This window comes from Nocardia sp. NPDC058666, assembly GCF_042714895.1.
Classification (GTDB): domain Bacteria; phylum Actinomycetota; class Actinomycetes; order Mycobacteriales; family Mycobacteriaceae; genus Nocardia.
This window is the reverse complement of the sequence record NZ_JBHXRY010000001.1, coordinates 506,562-530,515: the sequence shown is the minus strand read 5'-3', so window position 1 is coordinate 530,515 and position 23,954 is coordinate 506,562. Positions and strand designations below refer to the sequence as shown.

The following is a 23,954-nucleotide window of genomic DNA, read 5'->3' as shown; positions in this document are numbered from 1 at the left end:
TCATGCTGTACGCGCGTGCGCTGGTGGGTCCCGGCGGACGGCGGGAAGTGGAGCAGACATGCTGGCCAACGGAGATGTCTTCGCCGGCTACGTCATCGAACGGCAGCTCGGCCGCGGTGGCATGGGTTCGGTCTATCTAGCCAAACATCCACGGCTGCCGCGGATGACGGCGCTGAAGCTGCTCAATCGCGAGATGTTCTTCGATGCCGAGGTGCGCGCGCGGTTCGAGCGCGAGGCGGATCTTGTTTCGCGCCTTGATCATCCGAATATCGTCACCGTCTACGACCGTGGCCACGACGACGAACAGCTGTGGATCTCCATGCAGTTCATCGACGGTGTCGACGCCGCCTCGGTGGACCCGCGGACCCTGCCGCCCGCGCGAGCGCTGCAGATCGTGAAGGAAACCGCCGACGCGCTGGACTACGCGCACGGCATGGGCGTGCTGCACCGCGACGTGAAACCGGCCAACATCCTGCTGGCCCGATCGGGTGCGGGCCGTGGTGAACGGGTGTACCTCACCGACTTCGGCATCGCCCGATTGCGTGACGACACCGGTCATCTCACTCAGACCGGCACCTTCACCGCGACGCTGGCCTACGCCTCGCCCGAACAGCTCACCGGCGCATCGCTTGACCATCGTTCGGATCAGTATTCCCTTGCGTGCTCGCTGTTTTGGCTGTTCACCGGCTCGGGCCCGTTCGCGGCGACCAATCCGGCCGCGGTGATCCAGGGGCACCTGCAGCAGCCGCCGCCCGCGTTGAGCACTGTGCGGCAAGGACTTTCGTACGCGCTGGACAGCGTGCTGGCCAAGGCGATGGCCAAACGGCCCGATGACCGGTTCGACTCGTGCACGGATTTCGCCGAAGCCGCGATCGCCGCGTTGAACAGTCCGAGTGCGCCTGCCATGCCGATCGCGCGGCCCAATACCGGTGGGGCACTGCCGATTACCGGACGGCCGACCACGGGCGGTCAGACAGGTTCTCCCTATCCGGTTGTGGGGCAGCAGCATCCGATGACCGGTGGCGCGATTGCCCAACCCCCGATGACCGGCGGCCACCTGGGCACCGCGCATGGTCCGATGACCGCGGGGCCGATGGGCACTGCCCACACCGCCCAGACCGGCAATGCGATGCCCGGGCAACCGCCGATGACCGGGCAGGGACCGCGACCCGGTGGCGCGCAGAACCCGTACACCCAGCAGTCGCGCCCGCAGTACCCCGCACCACCTCGACCACCCACGAGCAATTTCGCCCAGCGTCCACAGGGCCAACGTCCCCCGTCGAAGTCCAATACCGGCCTGATCATCGGCATCGTCGTCGCGGTGATCCTGGTGATCGCGCTGCTCATCGGCATCGGCATCGCGGCCAGCGGCGACAACGCCGGCGGGACGACCACCACCACGACCACCACCGTGGCGGCCAAGCACGTCACGCCCGATGCCGAGGCGATCATCGCAGAATTCGGTCGAATGGTGCCCGCCTCGATCGACGGCGACACCGGCTACAACAGCGCCACCTGCTGGGAAACCGACAACACCTACACCCCGTCCCCCAGCGACGGTGACCCCGATTTCGGTGGCTGGGCGTGGCAGTGGCGCTGCTACGGCGGCGGCAGCGGCTCCGACCTGGACCCCTTCTACCGGTTCTACGCCTACGACTCCGCCGCCGCGGTGCAATCGGTGGTCGACAACCTGCCGACCAACACCAAGTCCACCGATTCCAACGGCGGCGTCCCGTACACCAACTACACGTACACCGACAACGGCGCCAAGATGATCACCGTCTTCACCGGCGACCCTGACCGCGCCCAATTCCTGATGTTCACCAACAGCCACACCGACGCCGACGAGATGCTGCGCTGGTGGCGCACTGCCCCACTGAACTGAGGCCCCGCTCAACCGAGGCCGCTGGTCAGCCCGTAATTGACGAAATCGCGCACCTGCTCGAAGCCGATCCGCTGGTAGATCTTGTTCGAAGTCGGGTTGGCCAGGTCGGTGAACAGGCAGGCGCCCGCACCCTCGTCGCGAATCCGCCCCGCGACAGTGGCGGTCAGCGCGCTGGCGTACCCGTTGCCCCGGTGCCGCGGCGGCGTGTAGACCGGGCCGATCCTGGCCCAACCCATCACCGCCGGGTGCCGCGCGACCAGCGTGACCGGCGTTCCGTCGCGGTCCCACAGCCACAGCGCGCCCGCGTCGATGCGCCTGCGCACCGCCTTCTCGTCGAGTCGATGCGGCGCGCCGCTCTCCGCGCTGAACTCCTCGATCATCGTGCGGCACAGGGACACATCGTTGACGGTGGCGAGACGCGGCATGCCCACGGCGTCGGGCACGAGTAGGTCACCGAGGCGGAACAGGCGGGCCGAGAACGTCTCACGGTAGGTGCCGTCGTTGATCTTCGACCAGTTCGCCGCGAAGGCCTCGGCATCGGCAGCGTCACCTTCGACACTGCGTACCGTGATGTGCTGCGCCGCAAAGGCTTCGATGAGGGAAGATGTGATGTCGGCGGGTAGTTCGCCGAGGTAGACAGCACCATCGGTGCACTGCGCGAGCCCGACGATCGGGCCCGCGCTGTCGGTGATGCTGACGAAATGCGTCGACATATCACCGGCCCGGCCGTTGATCCGGTTGGCAGCGGCAGTAGCGATCACCGTGTGCCGCAACGGATCACGCCGAAGCAAGGACTGCGCGCGGTCGAGGAACCGGGCCGCGTCAGCGGTTATGTCGATGCGCACCGTACCGACGGTAAGCGTTCACACCGGCGGTCGCATCCGAATTATGAGGTGTCTCAGGTTGTTTCGCGGGCTTCGCGGTCGGTGCGCAGCTTCAATAGGATCAGTCCTGCCGTGCAAGCCAGGATCAGCCCGGCGACGGTGATCTCCACGTGCAGGCCCGCGATGCCGAGGCCCGCGCCGACGAGTCCGCCGACGAAGAACAGCCAACCCATGATCCGCGCGACGACAGCCAGCGTGGTGTCGCCTGGCGTGGCCGAATCGGGGTTCGCCGCCGCGGTTTCCAGCCGGGGTGTCGAGAGTGCTCCCATGAGATTCTCCTCGATGACGCCGATCAGATAACTTGCGTCGCGCAAACCTTGCGCGTCAGGGGTTTCGTTCCGGGCGTCTCATGCGTAACTTTGCTCACACACGCTACGACTCGGTGACGGTGAACGCGCGCGACACGTCCCTACGACACGCTGATTTGATCAATCCGATATCTGGACTATCAATGTTTAAAATGCGCCGTTTTGCCCGACCTGCACTACTGTGAGGCGATCTCGAAGCCGACGAGGAGTAACAGGCGATGGATAACAGCAGGGCCAAGTTCGTAGGTCCGGCGGTCGCAGTTGGCGCGGTGTCGCTCGGACTGATCATCATCGGTGCGTGCGGCGTCGGACAGCAGGACGTGTACGTGCCCGCGCCGCCGTTGAGCGCGGACCTGGCCGCCGCCCCCGCGCGGGTGGCCGACGAACCGACGTCGACGACGGTGCAGATCCAGATCCCGCCGTCGCCCACCTGGCGGGTCGCGCCGTACATGTCGCCGCGCAAACCGTTCAGCCTCAGCTCCACCGAGACCTCACCGTCGGTGACGCCCGAGGGCGAACCGGCCCCCGAATCCCCACCGTCGCAGGCCCCGCCGTCGGAGGCCACGACGCAGTCCCAGCCGCCCGAGCCCACCACGCGCCCGCCGGTCACCACCGAGGACGAGCCGACGACCACCCGACCCCGGCTCACCACCCGGCCGTACCCGACCCGCACCGTCCCCCCGCCGATCGTGGGCGAGGACGACGCGTTGGAGCCCACACACTCCTACGACCACGCGCCCCCGGCCGAGCCGACCACCACCGAGCAGACGCCGACGATCATCGAGAACCCGCGCACCTACGAGGAATGACACAACGATGGTGCGCACCCGTCAGGGCACGCACCATCGTCGGACGACCTACAACTCGACCAGGTCGTAACTGCCGATCCGATCGGCCAACTCGCGCCGATGTTCCAGCGCCCCGCCCAGTGTCTGCCCGATCGCGGTCAGCCGCGCGACGTAGTGGCTCACCGGATACTCCGCGGTGACACCGATGCCACCGTGCATCTGAATAGCTTCCTGCCCGATGTGCTCGGCGGACTTACCCACCTGCAACCGCGCCCGCGACGCCACCACCGGGTCGTTGCCGCCGTCGGCCAGCGCCGCGGTGGCGTACAGGCTCATGCTGCGGGCCAGTTCCAGCGAGACGTAGCAGTCCGCCGCCCGCTGAGTGAGCACCTGGAACTTCGACAGCGTGACCCCGAACTGCTTGCGGGTCTTGAGGTATTCGGTGGTCAACGCCAACGCGACCTCCATCGCGCCCACCGATTCCGCACACAGCGCGGCCTGCGCGTACCCCAGCGTCTGCGCGATGTGTTCCGCGGCGTCGGTGGGGTCGCCGAGCAGTTCGCCGGTGGCGTTGTCGAGATCGAACTGCGCGCCGCGCAGCCCGTCGAAGGTGCGGTACGAACGTCGTTGCACGCCCTCCTGATTCGGGTCGACAAGGAACAGCCCCGTCCCGCCGCCGGGTAGCACCGCGCTCACGATCAGCTCGTCGGCGACATCGCCACGCAGCACCGGATTCTTCACCCCGGTCAGCGCGTACTTGTCACCCTGCGCCACCGCAGACGTGGTGATCTCCGTGGACGGCCACCGCATACCGGGCTCACGATGCGCGAAGGCGAGCAACGTGACGCCCTCCGCCAGCGCCGGCAACAACCGCGCCCGCTGGTCCGCGCTACCGGCCAGCCGCAACAGTTCCGCCGGGATCACCACCGCGTCCAGCACCGGCTCCTTGGCCAGCGCGCGACCCAACTCCTCCTGCACCAGCATCGCCTCGACCGGTCCCGCGCCGACGCCGCCGTCTTCCTCGGGGATCGTCAGCCCGAGCACGCCCAGGTCGGCGAGCTGTTTCCAGACCGTGCGGCTCCAGCCGGGGTCGGTGTCGCCGACCTTGGTCAGCGCCTCGCCGTCGTAGAACCGGTGCAGCAGTTCGCGCACGGTGTCACGCAGCATCGTCTGTTCGTCGGTCAGTGCGAGTTCCATGTCAGCGCCTCACAATCCGAGGATCGTGGAGGAAATGATCGAGCGTTGGACCTCGCTCGAGCCTCCGTAGATGGTCACCTTGCGGTAGTTCAGGTAGCCGGGCCCGGTGTGCTGGGCCCAACCCGGTGAGGCGATGTCGTCGGCATCCACCGGCAGCGCGTCGGCACCGGCGATGTCCAGCAGCAGTTCGGTGGCGGCCTGCTGCAACTCCGAACCCTTCAACTTCAACACCGACGACGCCGGATTCGGCTTGCCCTCAACAGAATTGGACACCACCCGCAGCTGGGTCAGTTCCAGCGCGAGCAGTTCGTTCTCCAACTCGGCCACTCGCGCCGCGAACACCGGATCGTCGAGCAGCGTGCCGTGCCCGGTCCTGGTCCCGCGCGCGTACTCCTTCGCCAGACCCAGCTTGACCTTGGTCTTACCGACGCCGGTGATCGACGTGCGCTCGTTGCCCAGCAGGTACTTGGCATAGGTCCAGCCCTGGTTCTCCTCGCCGACCAACTGATCCGCGGGCACCCGGACATTCTCGAAGAACACCTCGTTGACCTCGAAGCTGCCGTCGATCAGCTTGATCGGGCGCATCGTGACACCGGGCGACTTCACATCGAACAACAGGAAGGAGATGCCCGCCTGCTTCTTCGGCGCGTTCGGGTCGGTGCGCACCAGGCAGAAGATCCAGTCGGCGTACTGGCCCAGCGTGGTCCAGATCTTCTGACCGTTCACGATGTAGGAATCGCCGTCGCGCACCGCGGTGGTGCGCAGCGAGGCGAGGTCAGAACCTGCGTCGGGCTCGGAAAAGCCCTGGCACCACCAGATGTCGAGCGCGGCGGTGGGCGGCAGGAAGCGCTGCTTGAGTTCCTCGGAACCGAACTGCGCGATCACCGGGCCCACCATCGAGGCGTTGAACGTGAGCGGCTCCGGCACCGAGGCCAGCTGCATCTCGTCGAGCCAGATGTGCCGCTGCATCGGCGTCCAGTCCTTGCCGCCCCAAGCCACCGGCCAGTTGGGCACGCACAGCCCGTTGTCGTTGAGGATCTTGTTCGCGGTCACGAAGTCCTCACGGGACAGGTCGTGACCGTGTTTGACCCGGTCACGGATCTGCGCGGGGATCTGCGTGGTGTAGAAATGCCGGAGCTCGTCGCGGAAGGCGACCTCTTCAGGGGACAGGGCTAACTTCATACGGGTCTCCCAGTCTCTGGAAAGCAGTCGACCAAAACCTACCCCTGAGTAATCCCCGATGTCGACTACATCACACTCGACCGGGTTCGCTGTCTCGGCGACCCGCCGCCCGACCTGGTACGTTGCCAGACGAGCCGGGCTACCCGGTGACGAGCATCCACCGAGGAGTCACGGGTGAACGGCAGTTCCATCGCAGGTAAGGCAGCGGCGGTCACCGCGGCGAGCATCGGCGCGCTGGCACTGCTGGCCCCGACCGCGGTCGCGACCCCCATGGACGACGGCATCAGCCACCTCGTGCACCTGGCCGGCGAGGACGTCTCGGCCAAGGCCGGTGTCGGCGCGGTCACCGGCTTCACCACCATGGTCGGCGCCGACGCCCTGCGCGACATCTCCGCACAGTTCACCCCTTTCGCTTACGCGGCACCGACTTTCGGCTGCGGCAGCAACGGCCCGATCACCACGATCATCGCCGCCGCGACCGTCGAAGGTCCCGGCCCGACCACCCCGACCAGCTTGACGCCGGGCGACCTCCGCTTCAGCGCGAGCCCGCGACACAGCGGCAGTCCGCTGGCCTCGGGGCTGAGCGTGGCCTGGGTCAACGTGAACAACGGCCAGAGCGGCATCGTCGCGCTCGACGACCAGACCGAGTTCAACCTGCCGTCGCTGTCGAAGACGGTGCGCAGCGGCGCGGGCACGGTGGTGGCCTCCATGTGGGGGACCATCGACTATCCGAGTGCGCGCTGCGTGATGACGCCGACGGTGGGCACGTTCGTGGTTCCCGACCTGCCGGTCGCGCCTCCCGAAACTCCCGCGGCCGCACCGGCTCCCGAGTCGCAGGGTGTGAATCCCGGTTCCAGTGATTCCGGCTCGGGCACACCGACGACGAAGGCCCCCGAGGCCGCAGCTCCTGTTCCGGCCGCAGTCGGCGGCTGATCCACCGCAACGAACCGTCCGGTTGGGCCGTGCAATAGCCCGGTAAGACCGGACGACTGGCGTAATCGCCCAAAACGTCGATCAAAAATCAGTTTTCTGATTATTTCTCGTCGTTTTGTACGATTACGCCGGTCTCATCGCCGCGCTGAGCTTTCCCCGAGGGTCGAAATCAGCCGATCGGGCGGATGCGCAGGACCGTGCCCTCTTCCGAGCCCGCGAGCAGGGCCGACGGGTCGGCGGGATCGGCGACCACCGCGGTCAGTGACTGAGTGGACACGACGGTGCAGGCGGCGCCCGTGGTCGGGTTGACGCGGACGAGGTGTCCGGCCAGCGTGGTCACGTAGAGCGCGCCGCCACGGATGACCAGGTCGTCGACGAAATCGGGCAGGGAACCGAACGAGGTCAGATCGGTGACGGTGGTGGCATCGGCGGGGTCGGTGCGCGACAGGCGCAGCACGCGGCCCACCGGACCGTTCTCGCCGGCGAAGTTCGCGGTGACGAACACCGAATCACCGGACACCGCAACACCGTTAGCGCCTTCGACGCGGACCTTCGCCCACCAGTCCATGTCCTCGCTGCCGTCGCGGCGCAGCCGGTGCACGCCGTTGCCGGTGGTCACGTACAGGTTGCCGTCGGCGTCGAACGCCGCGCCGTTCGGGTGCGGGAATCCGGACGCGAACACGGCGGGGGTCGGGTTCGCGGCCGCGGGGTCGAAGCGGACGATGCCGCCGGAACCGGCCAGCCACGAGTTGCCCGTGACCACGTAGAGCAGGCCATCGGGTCCCAGCCGGACCGCGCCGGGCGAGGGCACGGCGACGGTGGCGGTCAGTCGACCGTCGCGGTCGTAGCGTTGCACCTCGCCGCGCATGAGCCGCGAAACCCACAGGGCGCCTTGCGCATCCACGCCGAAGTTCTCCGACCAGTCCAGCAGCGGCACACTCGACCGGATCGCCACCTCCTGGCGCGCCTGCCCGCACGACGACAGCGGCGCCGCCCCGGCGACAGCGCCGGTACCGAACGAGGCGCTGGTCACCACAGCCGCACCGACCACTACCCGAACGACGCCACGGCGAAACGACAACATCTGCAATCCTCGACTCTGTTCGACCCGGTTCGACGCGCGAAGTCTAACGGCTGGGGGGCTCCCGTGGGCAGCACACACCGCCCGCGGTTTTGATCACCGTGTAACACCTACTGACGCTGTCGCACACGACAATTGAGCGAACTGTCCGCAAACTCGATCGGTAATCGCCGGGCGCGGGGTGGACATGGATGCGAGGCGGATCGCTGGCGCCCGCAGCGCGCGGCGAACCGTGGATCGGTGGGCCGTAGGCGACGAGCCGTGCACGGCAATCGGTGGGCGGCGGGCCGTAGGCGACGTCGGGGCGGCGAGCAGCGGGCGGCCATAATCGGGGCGTGCCTTATTTCGACAGCGAGCGTGGACGATTGCACTGTCGGCGGTGGGCCGTCGAGGAACCGGCGGCGCGGCTGGCGCTGTTGCCGGGGACCGGTCAGCACAGCGGGCACTATCACCGTTTCGCCGCGGCGTTGCGGTCCGCGCGGATCGAGCTGTGGGCCTTGGACACCGCCGGGCAGGGGCTGAGTGAGGGCGACCCCGACGCGCCGGGGACCCTTGACGAGCTGACCGCCGACGCCGGAAGATTTCTCGACATCGTCGGCAGGGATCACACCGACGCACCGGTGTTGATGGGGCACTCCCTCGGCGCGGTGACCGCCCTGCACCTCGCGGCCGAAAAGACCTGCGACCTGCCCGGACTCGTGCTCTGCGGCACCCCGCGCCGAGTCGCGCACACCGTCGCGAACCCGCATCTGCGAACGCTGGCGGTACACGGTGTGGACGATCGGCGCGCACCCATCGATGTAATCCGGCTATGGACAGCGCGCCACCGATCGGTAGATTTGCGCGAGTACGCCGACGCCGGACACGACCTGTTGCACGAACCTGTGCGGGACCGGGTGGCGTCCGACATCGCGGAATGGGTACTCACCGCGGTGTGATGAACGACGAAGGGGGAACCGGTGCAACCGAACCGCATGGGGCTGCCGAACACGGCGGCGCTGCGTCAGTCCGCCGACGAGGGTGGGCTGTGGATCGACGGGCTGTTGGTCGCCGACGGCGCGCCCGAACGGTGCGCACTGCGGTACGAACGGCTGGCTGACGAAGTGGACGCCCAGGTGGCCACGCTCAGCCAGACCGCGGTGATCCCCGGGTTCGGCGGCCTCGAATCAGGCGGGGCCCTGCGCACCGGCTTCGAAACCAAGGCGATCGACGCACTGGACCAGTTGCGGGCCTACGCGGGCGCCGCACGCGACCTGGCCGCGGTGTTCCGTGCCGCCGGTGCCGGCTACCGCGAGGCCGATCAGGAACTGGCAGGCGCCGTCGGCGCGATCGAGGTTCCCGGTGATGGCGATGCGTAGTCTTTCCGGCCGCACCGACGCCGACTACGCGCCCGTCGTCGAAGTCTTCGACAACCTCTCACACGCTGAAATCCACCAGGCTGTAAGGCAACTCGACCCCGCCGCCCTGTCGACTGCGGCGCAGACCTTCCTCACCACCGCGACCAGCCTCGGCGACGGCGTCGACATCGCGCACGGTGAGATCCGCGCCGCGATCGCCGACGGGTGGCGCGGGGCCGCGGCACAGCAGGCCGCCGATGCCGTGGGCGAGTTAGAACAGGCGGGGCGGCGCATCGCCGATGTGTTGACCGCGGTCGGCGTGCGGTTGCACCGGGCCGGTGATGCGGCGGAGTCCATTCGCGCCGCTGTTGCCGAACCTGTTGCCGCACAACCCGATCCGTCCGCGGCGCTGCTGGACTCCGAGCAGGCTGCTGCCAACGCGACCATCGCTCGAGAAGCGGAGAACGCTCGTCTGGACGCGGTGCAGGCGATGGAAATGATCTACGCCGGGGCGTTCCTTCCCACGGGTTCGGGGGTACCTGCCTTCACCGGAATCGACACGGGGACAGGCACTGTCGTCGCCGGTGCTCCCACTCCGAGCGCCGGGACAGGAACTCAGTCGGCCACCGTTCTCACACCCGCGACACCGTCCGCGACTGTCGCCAGCGCGACTGTCGCCGGCCCGGTCGTCGCCAGCCCGGCCGTCGCCGGTGCGACCGCGGCCGCCGGGTTCACCAGCACTGCCGCGCCGACAACTCCTGGCAGTCAACCGGCAGGCGGAAACGCGACCGCTCCGGCGCTGTCGCCGAGCGCATCGACCGGAACACCAGCCGCAGCACCGAACACGAGCCCACCGGCGAACTCCACCATCGCGCCGAGTAACCCCCACAGCCCAGCGGCGCCCATCCCGCCGACCTCCGGCGCGGCGTCTCCAGGGAATCGAACCCGCCCGGCAACCGCCTCGAATGCCCCCGCCGGTACACCCACATCCGACGACGCGACGGCATTCCCCAACGTCGCGTCGAATAGCCCTACGGCTACCACCGATGCTGGAACCGCGGGGAACACAACTGCGGCCACACTCGGCGCCCACGGCACAACCCCGACGACCGCTGCCGCAGATGCCGATGCGGCTGATACCGGTGAGACGGTCGGCGCCGCGGCGGGCGAGGTCGCGGGTGCGGGAAGTCACGGGCAGCAGGAGCGCGATCCCGCGATGTCCGGTGGGGAGGCCGCGGCCGGGATGGGGGCGGGCGCGGTCGGCGGGATGATGGGCGGGGCGATGGCTGCCGCCGAGCAGACCCGGCCGTCGAGCGGGCCACGGCCTGCTCCGGTGGTGGAGGATCCCGAGGACGAGGACGACGAGTACCTGCGTCTGCTCGAGGAGGAGCCGACGTTCCTCGAGCCCGCCGACGAGGTGAACGCGCTGATCGGGAAGATGGAGCCGACCAGCCCCGCCGTGCTCGGTGAGTGGACCGAGCAGGAGTGAACTGGCATTTCACCCCCGACCAGTTCGCACTGGCCTGGGCACGCACCGACGGCGACCGGATCCCCTACCCGCTGGCCGTACGCGCGTCCGCCCGCGACAGCGTCGAGCGCGCAGCCCAACAGCCCGCCCTGGACGCCTGGTGCGCCCACACCCTGGACGCCGACCTTGCCGCCGCCCTGCGCGTACTGGCCAAACCCGAGATCCGCCTCGAAGTGTGCGGCCACGCCCCCGAACCAGTACGAATCCTCGGCGCGGTCACCGGCGACGTAGCCGTGCTCGCAGTACAACAACCCGGCACCACACCCGACCGCGGTGCACAGCTCCACGTCCAAGTAGGTAGCACGAAACGCCTAGCTGCCCAAGTCTTCTCCAAACTCCCCCCACAACCCCCAGGCCGACTCCCCCGCATCACCGCCCCCGCCACCCGAGTCAACGAAGACAGCCGCGACCTGGTAACCGCCCCCATCGCAGGCCCCTCCGACGCCGCCCGCATCCGCAAACTCCTCCAACGCCCCCGCGATGGCATAGGGCAAATCCTGGTAGCCGCAGGCACCGACCCCACTCCCGCAGGCGTCCTGTCCTGGATAGACCTATCCGGCGACGGCCGCTACCTGGTCCACGCCGCCCGCCACATAGACATCACCCCCGCCACCCCCGAAGCCGCCGTCGAATGGCTACGCCGCCTACTCCGCAGCGCCTGATACCTGCCCCGCGCAGGTACCCCAAACCGCCACCGCCTCCATACCGAGCCTTGGCCCAGCAACCGTGACACGTCACCACCCGCGTGCACGGCCACGGCCGACGTCGCCCCCCAACTTTTCGGTCCGGGTAGTCACCAGGAAGTCCCTACCCACAGAGGCCCCACCTTCTCGGTCCGGTTAACCACCAACAGTCCCCACCCCAAGCGACAGCGCCTTTTCGGTCCGGGAAATCACCAGGCAGTCTCTACCCAAAGGGGCCCGCCCCGATCTGGACTGACCGGAGGGTGCGACGAAGGAGTACCCGCAGGGAGGGAAGATCAGGGCCCCCGGGGCCCGCTCGAGCGCGCCAGCGCTCCAAAAACACAGCGCCTTTTCGGTCCGGGAAATCACCAGGCAGTCCCTACCAAAGGGGCCCGCCCCGATCTGGACTGACCGGAGGGTGCGACGAAGGAGTACCCGGAGGGAGGGAAGATCGGGGCCCTCGGGGCCCCGCTCGAGCGCGCCAGCGCTCCAAAAACACAGCCTCAAGCTATCCCGGACGGGCAAACCCCTACCCCAACCGAAGAAACCCCGCCAAATCCCCCAACTCCTCCACCGTCTCCGGCAAATACTCCGTCAACAAAGGCGACCGAATAACAATCACCTTCCACATAGCCCGACACAAAGTCGCATGAATAACAGTCCGAGACAACAAAGGCCGCATCCCGAACGGCGCATCCGCAGGCGTAGAAGTAGTCATAGACAACAGCACAACAGCAGCCTCACGCCCCCGAAACCGATCCGGCGTCCCCACCAGAACATCTTCAATCTTGGCCCGAGCCAACAAAGTCCGAATCCGCGCCACCTGAGCCGCATACGGCGCAACAACGAACACATCATGCGGATGCAACTTGTGCGTCCGCCCATCGGATGTCCAGGTCTCCCCCAGCAAAGCCCGAACCCGACGCACCACTTCCCGAGCCTCCGCATCGGATTCGGTCGCACTCCCCCGATGCTCGACCAGCACCGTACTCACCCCCGGCGCGATCCCCGCCAAATCCCTTTGCAGCGTGATCGTTTCATCCGCCCGCAACCGCCCGTCGTAACAACTGCCCGACACCGGCGCACAAATAGCCGGGTGCATTCGCCACGTGCGATCGAGAAAGTACCCACGCTCGGCAGGCAAAGTAGCCGCACCTTCACACAACCACTCCAATGCCGAAACCTGCACCGGCTGCGGATGTTTCGCCTGCGACCGAGCAGGCACCGGATCCCCGATCAGCAACACATTGCGAGCACTCACCGCGACGGCAATGGTGTCAGCCAGCGAACACTCCCCCGCATCAGCGATCACCAGTAGATCAAGAGCACCGGGCGCAATCAACCGATCATCGACGAAATCCGCTGTCGTACCGCCGATTACACACCCGTTGACAGCATTGTCGAGAAACCGCGGATACCGACTGGCATCGATAGCCGACCATTCCGGCCCCACCGACGCAACATCCTTCTTCGCGACAAGCTCGGGCAGCAGGCCGGCTTCCACGACCGCGTCGAAGATCCGCTCGATCACCGCGTGCGACTGCGCCACCACCCCGATCCGCCACTTGTGCCGAGTGACCAACCGTTCGAGCGCACGCCCGGTGATCCCGGTCTTGCCCGTCCCGGGCGGCCCGTGCACAGCCAGGTAGGAGGCATCCAGCGCCCCGACCGCGTGCGCGAGCACGGCGGCGAGGTCTTCGTGCGGCGCGGGCAGCGCCATCCCGTCGCGCAGCCGTGGCGCACGGCGCAGCAGCAGGTCGTAGACGGCGTTCTCCGGCACCGACGGCAGACTCACCAGCAGATCCTGGGCGGACAGTTCCAGCGCCGCCTCGATCTGCGCCTCACCCTCGGGCGGCCCGGGGGCGATGGCGGCGGGCAGGTCGTCGTAGGGCGGGCAGCCCGCGGGCAGCAGTTCTTCGAGCCGGACGGTGTCGTCGAAGTTCGGGTCGACGGCGCACCCGAGCACGGTCGCGGTAGCGGTGGCCCGGCGGCCGAGGGTTTGGGTCATGCCCGCCGCGGCGGCACCGTCGTAGATGGTGACCATCTGTGTGCCGGGGGTCAGCGTTGCGCCTGTGCCGAGTCGACCGGTGAGGGTGATGTAGCGGCGCATGGTCGGAAGTTGCGGCGTGCGATGCCATTTGGTGTCGACGGTGCCCCACTCGCCCACGAGCACGCCGGGTGCGTCGGCCCATTCGCCGACGGGAAGTCCGAGTCGGTCGATGTGTGCCCACCAGCGGGGCTGACGTTCGCGCCGGTGATAACCCAGCACCGCCGCCATCAACGAGGCGGCGCGCGCCGAATCCCCTTGCGCGTCAACAGCGAACTCGCTCAGCGCGGCTTCCAGCGGACCCGGGTGCAGCGAGGGCGGCACATCGGATTCGGCGACGGCGAACCTGTTGCCGGGCACAGCGATCCCCGCGTCGGCCGCGCGAGCGAGCAACCAGTCGCGAATTCCGAGAACGGTGGCCGCACGCCCTGGCGTTCGCGGCAGCAGCGCCGCCAATGCTGTTGCGTCATAGGACTGTTCGCCGATCAGCAGCGCGGTGCGCACGATCGGCGCGAGGTCGACCAACGCCCCGTCTGCCAGCAACTCGTCCAACAGATCAGCCCCGGCCCCGAGCTGCCCAGCCCAATCCAACAGCGCGGTCCGAACCCCCGAACCGTAGTGGTACACACGCACATTCGGATCCGCCGCCCGATGTTCAGCGATGATCTCGAGCAGTTCCTCGAGCACACCCCCACCGTGCGCCGCCCCCGCACGCTCGACAGTCGCACCAGCACCGGAGGAGCGCAGACCGCTTGCCGACCAGTCGGGATCGACAACGATACGTTCGAACGCGACGGTGTCCAGGTCCGACAGATCGGCACCCGGGGTACCGCCCGCGTTCCGCTCGAACGCGACACTGTTCGCATCCGACGAATTGCCGCCCGGGAAGCCGGCCACGTTCCGACCCAACGCGATATTGTCCGTGTCCGACGGATCGGCGCCCAGATAACCGCCCGCGTTTCGCTCGAACCTGTTGTCGCCCGCGTCTGCGGGTTCGTCGCACGGGTACCCCGCCGCGTTCGCGGGTTCCACACCGCCCGGCCCGAAGACCACGGCATTCGTGTCCATGGGGGCGGCGGGGCGATCGCCGAGGCGCGGCGACTGTTCGATGCCTGCCACGACCGGGCGGAACACGATCGTGGTGGCGTCGGCGAGTTCCAGGCCGGTGACGGTGCCGTGCCGGTCGACGTCGATGAGCAGCGCGAGGTCGCCGGGGCGCGGTGCGGGCAGCGCACCAAGGACGTTGGGGTCGCGCAGGGTGAAGGCGGGGTGGCCGGTGCGTTCGCGGACCAACTGCAGGTCTGCCTGTGTGCGCAGGGCTGTGAGGGTGCGGGGGGCCAGGCCGGGGATGGGGGTGTTCGTGGTGGCGAGGCGGTCGATGGTGAGTACGCCTGCCTCGCGCAGCCGGGCGCGTTGGGTGGGTCGAATTCCCGCTACCAGCAACAGGTCTCGCGCAGTGGATGCGGCCGCACGACAACTGGGGCAGCGCCCGCACGCCAGGTACCGCGGATCACCCCACTGGACCGGGAGCAGTTCCGCGAGCTTGTCCTCGATGATCAGCTCGACGCGGGCCCGTCGCGCCGAATACACCGGCGCCAGTTCGACACTGCGCTCCCGCCGCACACCGTCATCGGTCCACAGGTACGCACAGGGATCGACCTCGACCCCCGCATCAGCCAGCGCCTGCGCACACGCCGCCAATTCCAGTCGAGCGCACAGCAATTCACGAGCCGAATCAACCTTGACCGCCTGCACCGAGGCGGCGATCCGTTCGAACGGCGTACGCCCAGCAGCCAATTCGCGCCGAAGCACCCGACTATCGGCAGCGGTCACCGCCTCGGACCCGACGAAACGACTGAACTCCGCGTCCGCCGACGACCCCGCACCATCGAGCGCCCCCAGCGGCACACTTCTCAGAGCCCCCCGCGCCACACCGCCCAGAGAATCCTGCGGCACACCGATCGAAGACCCCAGAGCCCCACCACCAGGTGACCCCTGCGGCACACCATTCAACCCTGCCGAATCCCCCTCGACAGAAGGCCATCCCGAACCCGCGACACGACCACCCCCCGCAGCCACACCAACCGCACCCGCCCCCACAGCACTGTGCACCACATAACGCAGCGCCCCACCATCACCGGAAGCACGAACCAAAAGATCTGCACCACAAGCAAATCCACCATCAAAAAACACCGCACCGAAAACAGCATCAGCCCCCGACTGCACCGCCTCCGCCGTCCGCTCCGCGGCAAAAGTCAACGCAGCGATCCGAGCCCCCGCATCCCCGCCGACCACCTCGGTCGACGGGATCCGAACCAGCCGCTGCCCAAAAGCAGCGACCAGTTCCGGCGAAGGCTGCGCCGTACGAACCAAAGCGGCAGTCGTGTCAGGAACCCCGGGCAGGTTGCCGAGAGCGGCGTCGATGCCGCGCAGCACCGCGAACTCACAGTTCGCCGCGCGCGCGAGATCGCCGACGGCACCGACAACCCGATCACCGGACACGAACAAGCGCGGTCCTCCTGTGTTCACGCACACCCGACGCCCAACACCTTAACCAGCGTCGCGAGCGGCCAGGACAATACCCGCGCGTGCATGACCTCTACGTGCGCGGCTTGCGCCGTTCGGTGCGCGGACGCGCCTCCCGGTCGCGGCGCGGACCACGCGCGTTCAGCCGCTGCGACGGTGCACCCTGATCGGGGGTGAGCTGGATCAGCACACCGCTGATCCTGGTGCGGCGCAACGCTTCCAGCGTTTCGTTGGGCAGGTTGGCGGGCAGTTCGACCAGGCTGTAGTCGGGCCGGATGCTGATGTGCCCGAAGTCGCTGCGACGCAGGCCACCCTCGTTGGCGATGGCACCCACGATCGCACCCGGCACCACGCGGTGCCGCTTGCCGACGCTGATCCGGTAGGTGGCGAGTTCTTCGCCGTTCTCCCGGTTGAACGACGGCGGACGCGGGCCGCGATCTTCGTCGTCGAAGCGGCGCGGGGCACGCTCACGGTCGCGATCGTGGTCACGTTCGCGACGCGGGGCGGGCTCGGGCTCGGGCGACATGAAGAAGTTGTCGCCGTCGTAGCCGCCCACGGCCAGGGCCGCGGCGATATCGGCCAGCGGGGTGTTGTGCTCGGCTTCGTAGTCTTCGATCAGCTTGCGGAACAGCGCCACATTGTCCGAGGCGAGGTTCTCGGTGATCGAGTCACCGAACTTCGACGCGCGCGTGGCGTTGACATCGTCGACGCTGGGCAGCTGCATCTCGGTGAGCGCGCTCTTGGTGGCCCGCTCGATCGACTTGAGCAGATGACGTTCACGCGGGGCGACGAACAGCAGCGCCTCGCCCGAACGGCCCGCGCGACCGGTGCGGCCGATGCGGTGCACGTACGACTCGGTGTCGTGCGGGATGTCGTAGTTGACCACGTGCGAGATGCGGTCCACGTCCAGACCACGCGCGGCCACATCGGTGGCGACCAGGATGTCGATACCGCCGGACTTGAGCTGTCCGATGGTGCGCTCACGCTGGTTCTGCGCGATGTCACCGTTGATCGCGGCGGCGGAGAAACCACGCGCGCGCAGCTTCTCGGCCAGCTCTTCGGTGGCCTGCTTGGTGCGCACGAAGATGATCATCGCTTCGAACGGCTCGACCTCGAGCACGCGCGTGAGGGCATCGAGCTTGCGCTGATGCGACACCTGCACGTAGCGCTGGGTGATGTTCGAGCTGGTCTGAGTCGTGGACTTGACCGTGATCTCGACCGGATCGTTGAGGTACTGCTTGGAGATCTTGCGGATCGCGCCCGGCATGGTGGCCGAGAACAGGGCGACCTGCTTGTCCTTGGGGGTGTCGCGCAGGATGCGTTCGACGTCTTCCTGGAAGCCCATCTTGAGCATCTCGTCGGCCTCGTCGAGCACCAGGTAGCGCAGCTCGGAAAGATCGAGCGTGCCCTTCTCCAGGTGGTCGATGACGCGACCGGGGGTACCGACCACCACGTGTGCGCCGCGACGCAGACCCGACAGCTGCACGCCGTAGCTCTGCCCGCCGTAGATCGGCAGCACGTGCAGACCCGGGATGTGCGAGGAGTACTTGCCGAACGCCTCGGCGACCTGGATCGCGAGTTCGCGAGTCGGCGCCAGCACCAGCGCGCTGGGCTTCTTCTGCGCGGTGTCCAGATTCATCAGAATCGGGATCGCGAATGCGGCGGTTTTGCCGGTGCCCGTCTGGGCGAGGCCGACCACGTCAGCGCCGGAGAGCAGTGGGGGAATCGTCGCCGCCTGAATCGGGGACGGCGACTCGTAGCCCACATCGGCGATGGCCGCGAGTACGCGGTCATCGATCCCGAGATCGGCGAAGGTCGGGCCGGTGTCGTGCCTGTCGTCGTCGGCAGGAACGCTGTCGACCTCATTTGTGTTCATTGACCACGAGTTTACTGCCTGGAGGTAGCTGACCCAACCACCAGGTGAATACGGTGAGACCTATGCAACTGTCCAACGGGTCAGCACATCAGCCACAATCGCCGGTCGCGGTGCGGATTGCGGTGATCCAATTCGCCCCCGAAACAGACCCCGACACGAACCTTTCGACCCTGCGCGAACACGTTCGGACGGCGGCCGCAGCGGGCGCGCGCGTGGTGGTCGCGCCCGAATACTCGATGTTTGCCGTGACCCGTTTGGACGCGCGTGTCGTGGCGATCGCGCAGCCGCTGGACGGTCCGTTCACCACCGGACTCGCCGCGCTCGCAGCGGAATTCGGGGTGTTCCTGGTGGCCGGTGTGGTGGAGTTGCCCACGCCGGGCGCGACGCGGATCAGCAATACGTTGGTCGCGCACTCCCCCGATGGCGCGCGCGTGGCGGTGTATCGAAAGGTGCATCTGTACGACGCGTTCGGACATCTGGAATCGGATGTGGTGGCGGCCGGACCACTCGTCGCGCCTGCCACATTCGCTGTCGACGGTGTGGTATTCGGCCTGCAGACGTGTTTCGATCTGCGATTTCCGGAGGGGTGTCGGCGTGTCGCGGCGGCGGGCGCGCACGTGCTGGTGCTGCCCGCGCAGTGGATTCCGGGGCCGGGAAAAGTCGACCAGTGGACCACGCTGCTGCGGGCGCGCGCGATCGAGAACACGATGTATGTGGCCGCGGCCGATCAGTGCGCGCCGCACGGTGCGGGTTCGTCGATGATCGTGGATCCCACGGGCGCGGTGCTGGCCGAACTCGGCGACGAACCCGGAGTGCTCACCGAGACAGTCGATCCCGCGCATCTGGCCAGCGTGCGGACCAAAAATCCCAGCTTGTCGCTGCGCCGTTTCAGCATTTCCGAGACGTCCGTATCGGAGTAGCGTTCGAGGAGATGGTCTACCCGGATCGAGCAGGGGCGGGCCGTGTCCTTGGCGCGGCCCTCGAACACTTGCGCGCCACCCGGCCGCTGGTGCTCGGGTTGCCGCGCGGGGGTGTGCCGGTGGCGGCGGCGGTGAGCGCGGTGATCGGCGGCGAGCTCGATGTGCTGCTGGTGCGCAAAGTGGGGTTGCCGTGGCAGCCCGAATTGGCGATGGGAGCGTTGGGCGAAGGCGGGATTTCGGTATTGAATCGTGATGTTGTCGAGCGCAGCGGGGTGACGCGGGAGGCGTTCGACGAAGTGGAGGCGGCCGAGCTCGCTGAGCTGGCTCGCCGGCAGGCGGTGTTGCGTGTGGGCGAACCGATTCCGCTGGTCGGGCGCACGGTGGTGATCGTCGACGACGGGATGGCGACCGGGGCGACGGTGGTGGCCGCGTGTCGGGTGGCGCGGGCGCAACGGCCGGCTCGGCTGGTGGTGGCGATGCCGGTGTCCTCGCCCGAGGCGGCGCGTCGGGTCGAGGGTGAGTGCGATGAGCTGGTGTGTCTGTGGGAGCCTGCCGATCTGGGCGGAGTCGGCATGGCCTACAACGACTTTCACCAACTCGAGGACGAGGAAGTCATCGCGCTGCTGCGCTGATCACCGAGCCTTGCCCGCCACGCATGTCATCGACACCGCGCTTCGCTCAGCCGAAGCACTGCCCCTCGCCGCGATAGGTCGGAACCGTTGTGCGCGAACCGGATTCATCGACCAGATGGATTTCCGCGAAGCGTTCGCACAGCTCGCCCGCCTTGGCGTGACGGAACCAGACCCGGTCGCCGATCTCCAGTTCCGCGCCACCGGCCAGGGGCGTTTGCACCTCGCCCGCACCTTCGGAGCCCAGCAACTTCAAGCCTTCGGGCCAGACCGGAACGGGAACACGGCTGGGTCCGGCGGGACCGGAAGCGATGTAGCCGCCCGCGAACACCGTCGCGATGGTCGGCGACGGTTTGCGCAGGACCGGGGTCGCGAAAAACAGCGCGGGGCGCGGAGTGAACGAGCGGTAATGGTCGAACAGGGTCGGCACGTAGAGGCCGGAACCGGCGGTCACCTCGGTGACATCGGGGTCGCTGATCGAGACCTCGATCGAACCGGTGCCACCGCTGTTGACGATCTCCAACGGCCCGGTCACCGAGCGGACCGCATCCAGCACGCGAGTACGCCTGCGCCCGATCTCCATCGCGGACAAGCGTTTTACCACTCGCACCGCCGGATTACTGTCGGGCAGACCGGCGATCTGCGCCTCATAAGTCATCACACCGACTACATCGAATCCGCGACGCAACGCCTCCGCGGCCAGCTCCGAAGCCTGCTCGGGTGTGCGAATCGGCGAACGCCGCGCGCCCAGATGCAGCGGGCCCACGCGCAGCGCGGCGTCCACATCGAGGCACACGCGCGGATGGACGGTGTCGGTGCCCAGCGCGTCGCGGGTGAGTTCGAGTTGGGCGACATCGTCGATCATCAGCGTGATCGCGCTCAGCAGCGCGGGGGCGGCGGCGAGTTCGGCCAGCGCCGCCCGGTCGAGCACCGGGTAGCCCAGCAGCACGTCGCGCGCGCCGAGGCGCACCAGCCAGATCGCCTCGCGCAACGAATACGCCATGATTCCGGCGAAGCCCTCTTTGGCGGTGAGGCCGTCGCCGAGCACGCGCTCGAGCACCGCGCGGCAGCGCACCGATTTGCTGGCCACCCGCACCGCGACGCCGTTCGCGCGGCGCACCAGGTCGGCGGCGTTGCGGTCGAGGGCGGTCAGGTCGACGGCGGCCAGCGGCGGGTCGAGTTCGGCGGTCGCCGCGTGCAGCTGGTGCAGCGAGGTCATCTGGGTCACTCGACTACTGAACCACCTATTTGGTCAGTCGTCCAGCACTTGCGGTCAGCTTTCGACAGCCTTCAACGTCAGACAGCCCACCAGGTCGTCGATGACCACGAGAATGGTCTCGTCGTTGCCGTCGGCGAGCCAGCGCAGCACCGAGCCGTGGAACACCGAGACCAGGTAACCCGCCACCGAGTCGACCGGCTCGAGCCACTGCGTGCCCGACAGGCGCGCGCACATGCCGAGGAAGTCCGTGGCCTCCTGGTCCATTTCGCGGAACATCGCGACCGCGGTCGGGTCGCCGATGGTCTCGCCGTTGGGCGTCCAGCGCTCACGTAAGGTCCGCAGCGCGGCCTCGTAACCGGCTATGCGGCGTTCCGGCGCGGCCTTGACCAGCGGCCAGTAGGTACTGAGGCCGGCATGGAGGAATATCCGCAGTGCCCGAACGCCCGTGGCATCCGAGCTGGCGGCGGCTTGTTCGACGGCATCACATACGGCAGGCCGTAGCGAAAATTCGGTAAGTTCACGGCTGGCGCTCAACGACGACTCCTCGGCAACAAAATTCGCTGCCCGCGGCGATGCGAGCTTGGTGGTCACCGAGCTCGATCTTAGAAGATTTTCAGGATTCACGAACTGGTTCAGCCATCCTTTTCAGACTGAAAGTTTGTTTTGTTCTCCGAATGTGACCTTTTGAAAAACCGACCGTCCGGCCTCAATTTGCCGCATTCCTGGATATCCGACACCCCCGCGCCGATATCCGCGCATCTGGTCAATTGTACAAGCGGGCTCCGGCGGCCTTCGAGGGGTGTGTGCGACGGCACAGTGACCCCCCTTGTAACGGACATCGCACAGCCGATGGCCGATCCGCGAACTCCGTGGCACCCGCGGCGGACTCGCCGATAACCTGATCGGGTGACTCTTTCGCCTCCTGCCGACCAGTTCGCTCTCAGCGGCACCTTCAATTTCCGCGATGTGGGCGGCCTGCGCACCGCCGACGGCACCACCGTTCGCCCCGGCGTGCTGCTGCGCTCGGCGCAACTGAGCGGCCTCGACGACCAGGGCCACGCCACGCTGCGGGAATGGGGAGTCACCGATGTGCACGATTTGCGAGGAATCGTCGAGATCGACCACATCGGCCACGACACCCTGCCCGACGACGTGCGCCTGCACATCACCCCGTTCGATTCGCGCATGGAGGAAGCACCGCCGCACGAGGCGCAGACGGTGTCGGCCTTCGAGCACATGATCGAGGTCTACCGGGCATTTCCGACGCTGCCCGAAGCGCACACCGCGATCGCCGAACTGGCCGGCTCGATCGTGCGCGGCGACGGCGCCGTTCTGGTCCACTGCGCGGCGGGCAAAGACCGCACCGGCTGGGCCGTGGCCACTGTCCTGCGCGCGATCGGCGTCACCGAAGAGGACGTGTACGCCGACTTCCTGGCCAGCAACGCCGCGGTGGAACCGCTGCGCATCCTGCTCGAACCGAAGATCGGCAATGGCGAAGCTCTGTCGGACGACCTGCTCGGTGTCCGCGAGGAGTACTTGCGCACCGCCGACGCCACAGTCGCCGAGAAGTACGGCGATATCGAGAACTACTTCGCCACCGTGGGCCTCACCGGCGACCTGCGTGACGCGCTGCGGTCGCGGCTGACCTGACAGTCACCGGTTCGCAGTCCGCTCACCCGGCGTCACTGCGAACCAGGCCGTTCGCGTCGATGCTGACGAAATCGCCGGTGTGGAACCAGCTTCCGCTGAATCGTGCGGTGCAGGCGTCGGGGTCGTTCCAGTAGCGGCGGCTGACATTGGGTCCGCGACACAGCAATTCGCCGCGACCGGCGGGTGCCTGTGGGCCCGACAGCGCCAATTCTGTTCCGCCGAAGGCGAATCCGAGGGCCGACTCGCTGTCGGGGAGTTCGGTGTCATCGACCATCAGGCCGATTCCGCTGGTCTCGGTGGCGCCCCAGACCGACCACTGTCTGGCGGCGGGGAACAGCGCGCACAGGGCGTTGGCCAACGCTTCGGGCGCTGCGGCGGCGGCGCGTTCGGAGCGGTGACAGGCCTTGCTGATCCGCCGCACGCCCGCACCGGTGCCACGGGCGTGTAGTTCGGGGACCAACCCGGCGAAGATCCGCGGGGTGGCCGAGATGGTGTCGATTCGTTCGCTGACCAGCACATCGGCAATCCGGCGAGCACCCGGCGCGAGCACGACCGTGCCGCCGACGGCGAAGGTGGGCAGCAGTTGGTCGACGCAGCCGCTGGCGTGGGCCAACGGCAGCAGCACCAGATTGCGCAGCCCGTCGGCGGGCAGGCCGAGCGCGCCGACCACCGACGACACCGCGGACAGCAGGTTCTCGTTGGTCAGCTCGACACCGGCGGGCATCGCCTGCCGGGCACCGGTGTAGCAGAGCAGGGCCGGGTCAGCCAGTGCCGCACCGTCATCGATGTAGGCGGTGCTGTCGGGTAACGCGCCATCGGGTCCGAGCACGAAATCAGCTCTGCTGTCGGCGATTACGCGTTGCGCGATCGCGGCGGGCAGCGCATCGGGAATCAGCACCGGCACCGCGCCCGACAGCAGCGCGCCCAGAAACGCCTGCACCCAGCGCGCACTGGTCGGCATGTGCACCGCGACGCGATCGCCGTACCCGATGCCGTGGTCCTGCAGTCCGCCCGCGATCCGGGAGGCGCTGTGCCACAGTTCGCGGTAGGTCAGGCGCGGGCCGCCGACTTCCACGATCGCTTCCCGGTTCGAGAACGAGTGCACGCGCAGGTCCAGGAGTTCGGTCAGGGCCGGGCTCAGATCGCCGTAGCGCAGCACGCCGTCGGTGCCCCGCCGCAGCTGGGAGGCCGTGGCGGGGAACTCGATGACAGTGGCGCCGGGTTCGTGCTCGCCATGACCCATCCGGACCTCCGTACGTCGATACAGCCGCAGTACGACTA

Annotated in this window: 20 protein-coding genes; 10 read left to right on the top strand and 10 right to left on the bottom strand. The window is 67.8% G+C overall.

Going from position 1 to position 23,954, the window contains the following annotated elements; genetic code table 11:
* The first annotated feature begins 58 nt into the window (after positions 1–58).
* A complete protein-coding gene (locus ACFWVD_RS02365; RefSeq protein ID WP_379240118.1) occupies positions 59–1,885 on the top strand; it encodes a protein kinase in 1,827 nt (608 codons plus the stop codon).
* An 8-nt stretch (positions 1,886–1,893) separates the two neighbouring features.
* Here ACFWVD_RS02365 and ACFWVD_RS02360 read toward each other — a convergent pair whose 3' ends face one another.
* Together ACFWVD_RS02360 and ACFWVD_RS02355 are read right to left on the bottom strand one after the other, a co-directional pair.
* A complete protein-coding gene (locus ACFWVD_RS02360) occupies positions 1,894–2,730 on the bottom strand; it encodes a GNAT family N-acetyltransferase (protein ID WP_379240116.1) in 837 nt (278 codons plus the stop codon).
* A 53-nt stretch (positions 2,731–2,783) separates the two neighbouring features.
* On the bottom strand, positions 2,784–3,038 hold the full coding sequence (locus ACFWVD_RS02355; RefSeq protein ID WP_379240115.1) for a hypothetical protein: 255 nt from the start codon (positions 3,036–3,038) through the stop codon (positions 2,784–2,786).
* Positions 3,039–3,295: 257 nt separating this feature from the next.
* On the opposite strand from ACFWVD_RS02355, the gene ACFWVD_RS02350 reads away from it, so the two are divergent.
* Positions 3,296–3,886 (top strand): hypothetical protein, encoded by a 591-nt coding sequence (locus ACFWVD_RS02350; protein WP_379240114.1) that lies wholly within the window; start codon positions 3,296–3,298, stop codon positions 3,884–3,886.
* A 48-nt stretch (positions 3,887–3,934) separates the two neighbouring features.
* Here the strand turns inward: ACFWVD_RS02350 and ACFWVD_RS02345 are convergent, their stop codons facing one another.
* Positions 3,935–5,062 (bottom strand): acyl-CoA dehydrogenase family protein, encoded by a 1,128-nt coding sequence (locus ACFWVD_RS02345; RefSeq protein ID WP_379240113.1) that lies wholly within the window; start codon positions 5,060–5,062, stop codon positions 3,935–3,937.
* 9 nt (positions 5,063–5,071) lie between these two features.
* Positions 5,072–6,244 carry an acyl-CoA dehydrogenase family protein gene (locus ACFWVD_RS02340; RefSeq protein WP_379240112.1) on the bottom strand — a complete coding sequence of 391 codons (1,173 nt, stop codon included), beginning with the start codon at positions 6,242–6,244 and terminating at the stop codon, positions 5,072–5,074.
* Positions 6,245–6,418: 174 nt separating this feature from the next.
* Here ACFWVD_RS02340 and ACFWVD_RS02335 point away from each other — a divergent pair, with 174 nt between their 5' ends.
* Positions 6,419–7,177 (top strand): hypothetical protein, encoded by a 759-nt coding sequence (locus tag ACFWVD_RS02335; RefSeq protein ID WP_379240111.1) that lies wholly within the window; start codon positions 6,419–6,421, stop codon positions 7,175–7,177.
* Between the two features lie 169 nt (positions 7,178–7,346).
* Here ACFWVD_RS02335 and ACFWVD_RS02330 read toward each other — a convergent pair whose 3' ends face one another.
* Positions 7,347–8,261: an SMP-30/gluconolactonase/LRE family protein gene (locus ACFWVD_RS02330; RefSeq protein ID WP_379240110.1), complete on the bottom strand. Its 915-nt coding sequence runs from the start codon at positions 8,259–8,261 to the stop codon at positions 7,347–7,349.
* A 332-nt stretch (positions 8,262–8,593) separates the two neighbouring features.
* Here ACFWVD_RS02330 and ACFWVD_RS02325 point away from each other — a divergent pair, with 332 nt between their 5' ends.
* Genes ACFWVD_RS02325 through ACFWVD_RS02310 form a run of 4 tightly spaced genes read left to right on the top strand, consistent with a single transcriptional unit; the run spans position 8,594 to position 11,785 of the window.
* Complete coding sequence (locus tag ACFWVD_RS02325; protein WP_379240109.1) at positions 8,594–9,196, top strand: alpha/beta hydrolase; 603 nt, start codon at positions 8,594–8,596, stop codon at positions 9,194–9,196.
* Between the two features lie 21 nt (positions 9,197–9,217).
* Positions 9,218–9,616, top strand: a complete 399-nt coding sequence (locus tag ACFWVD_RS02320; RefSeq protein WP_379240108.1) for a hypothetical protein — start codon at positions 9,218–9,220, stop codon at positions 9,614–9,616.
* The gene (locus tag ACFWVD_RS02315) at positions 9,603–11,084 is read left to right on the top strand and encodes a WXG100 family type VII secretion target (protein WP_379240107.1); all 1,482 of its coding nucleotides are present in this window, start codon (positions 9,603–9,605) and stop codon (positions 11,082–11,084) included. Before ACFWVD_RS02320 ends, ACFWVD_RS02315 begins: the two co-directional genes overlap by 14 nt.
* Positions 11,081–11,785: an ESX secretion-associated protein EspG gene (locus tag ACFWVD_RS02310; RefSeq protein ID WP_379240106.1), complete on the top strand. Its 705-nt coding sequence runs from the start codon at positions 11,081–11,083 to the stop codon at positions 11,783–11,785. The genes ACFWVD_RS02315 and ACFWVD_RS02310 overlap by 4 nt, the downstream gene beginning before the upstream one ends.
* A 550-nt stretch (positions 11,786–12,335) precedes the next feature.
* Here ACFWVD_RS02310 and ACFWVD_RS02305 read toward each other — a convergent pair.
* Positions 12,336–15,785 (bottom strand): AAA domain-containing protein, encoded by a 3,450-nt coding sequence (locus ACFWVD_RS02305; protein ID WP_379240105.1) that lies wholly within the window; start codon positions 15,783–15,785, stop codon positions 12,336–12,338.
* A gap of 667 nt (positions 15,786–16,452) precedes the next feature.
* Positions 16,453–18,255 (bottom strand): DEAD/DEAH box helicase, encoded by a 1,803-nt coding sequence (locus tag ACFWVD_RS02300; protein WP_379240104.1) that lies wholly within the window; start codon positions 18,253–18,255, stop codon positions 16,453–16,455.
* Between the two features lie 62 nt (positions 18,256–18,317).
* On the opposite strand from ACFWVD_RS02300, the gene ACFWVD_RS02295 reads away from it, so the two are divergent.
* Positions 18,318–19,175 (top strand): carbon-nitrogen hydrolase family protein, encoded by an 858-nt coding sequence (locus tag ACFWVD_RS02295; protein WP_379240103.1) that lies wholly within the window; start codon positions 18,318–18,320, stop codon positions 19,173–19,175.
* 11 nt (positions 19,176–19,186) lie between these two features.
* Positions 19,187–19,807, top strand: a complete 621-nt coding sequence (locus ACFWVD_RS02290; RefSeq protein WP_379240102.1) for a phosphoribosyltransferase — start codon at positions 19,187–19,189, stop codon at positions 19,805–19,807.
* Between the two features lie 46 nt (positions 19,808–19,853).
* Here the strand turns inward: ACFWVD_RS02290 and ACFWVD_RS02285 are convergent, their stop codons facing one another.
* Complete coding sequence (locus tag ACFWVD_RS02285; RefSeq protein ID WP_379240946.1) at positions 19,854–21,023, bottom strand: amino acid deaminase/aldolase; 1,170 nt, start codon at positions 21,021–21,023, stop codon at positions 19,854–19,856.
* 54 nt (positions 21,024–21,077) lie between these two features.
* A complete protein-coding gene (locus ACFWVD_RS02280; RefSeq protein WP_379240101.1) occupies positions 21,078–21,614 on the bottom strand; it encodes a TetR family transcriptional regulator in 537 nt (178 codons plus the stop codon).
* Positions 21,615–21,929: 315 nt separating this feature from the next.
* Here ACFWVD_RS02280 and ACFWVD_RS02275 point away from each other — a divergent pair, with 315 nt between their 5' ends.
* The gene (locus ACFWVD_RS02275) at positions 21,930–22,673 is read left to right on the top strand and encodes a tyrosine-protein phosphatase (RefSeq protein WP_379240099.1); all 744 of its coding nucleotides are present in this window, start codon (positions 21,930–21,932) and stop codon (positions 22,671–22,673) included.
* 22 nt (positions 22,674–22,695) lie between these two features.
* On the opposite strand, the gene ACFWVD_RS02270 is transcribed toward ACFWVD_RS02275, so the two are convergent.
* Positions 22,696–23,916 (bottom strand): class I adenylate-forming enzyme family protein, encoded by a 1,221-nt coding sequence (locus ACFWVD_RS02270; RefSeq protein WP_379240098.1) that lies wholly within the window; start codon positions 23,914–23,916, stop codon positions 22,696–22,698.
* Positions 23,917–23,954 lie beyond the last annotated feature (38 nt).

Bases quoted from the DNA above. Each gene is read 5' to 3' on its own strand.
- ACFWVD_RS02365 (WP_379240118.1), top strand. From the start codon at position 59: ATGCTGGCCAACGGAGATGTCTTCGCCGGCTACGTCATCGAACGGCAG.
- ACFWVD_RS02355 (WP_379240115.1), bottom strand. From the start codon at position 3,038: ATGGGAGCACTCTCGACACCCCGGCTGGAAACCGCGGCGGCGAACCCC.
- ACFWVD_RS02350 (WP_379240114.1), top strand. From the start codon at position 3,296: ATGGATAACAGCAGGGCCAAGTTCGTAGGTCCGGCGGTCGCAGTTGGC.
- ACFWVD_RS02345 (WP_379240113.1), bottom strand. From the start codon at position 5,062: ATGGAACTCGCACTGACCGACGAACAGACGATGCTGCGTGACACCGTG.
- ACFWVD_RS02340 (WP_379240112.1), bottom strand. From the start codon at position 6,244: ATGAAGTTAGCCCTGTCCCCTGAAGAGGTCGCCTTCCGCGACGAGCTC.
- ACFWVD_RS02330 (WP_379240110.1), bottom strand. From the start codon at position 8,261: ATGTTGTCGTTTCGCCGTGGCGTCGTTCGGGTAGTGGTCGGTGCGGCT.
- ACFWVD_RS02315 (WP_379240107.1), top strand. From the start codon at position 9,603: ATGGCGATGCGTAGTCTTTCCGGCCGCACCGACGCCGACTACGCGCCC.
- ACFWVD_RS02300 (WP_379240104.1), bottom strand. From the start codon at position 18,255: ATGAACACAAATGAGGTCGACAGCGTTCCTGCCGACGACGACAGGCAC.
- ACFWVD_RS02295 (WP_379240103.1), top strand. From the start codon at position 18,318: ATGCAACTGTCCAACGGGTCAGCACATCAGCCACAATCGCCGGTCGCG.
- ACFWVD_RS02290 (WP_379240102.1), top strand. From the start codon at position 19,187: ATGGTCTACCCGGATCGAGCAGGGGCGGGCCGTGTCCTTGGCGCGGCC.
- ACFWVD_RS02285 (WP_379240946.1), bottom strand. From the start codon at position 21,023: ATGACCTCGCTGCACCAGCTGCACGCGGCGACCGCCGAACTCGACCCG.
- ACFWVD_RS02270 (WP_379240098.1), bottom strand. From the start codon at position 23,916: ATGGGTCATGGCGAGCACGAACCCGGCGCCACTGTCATCGAGTTCCCC.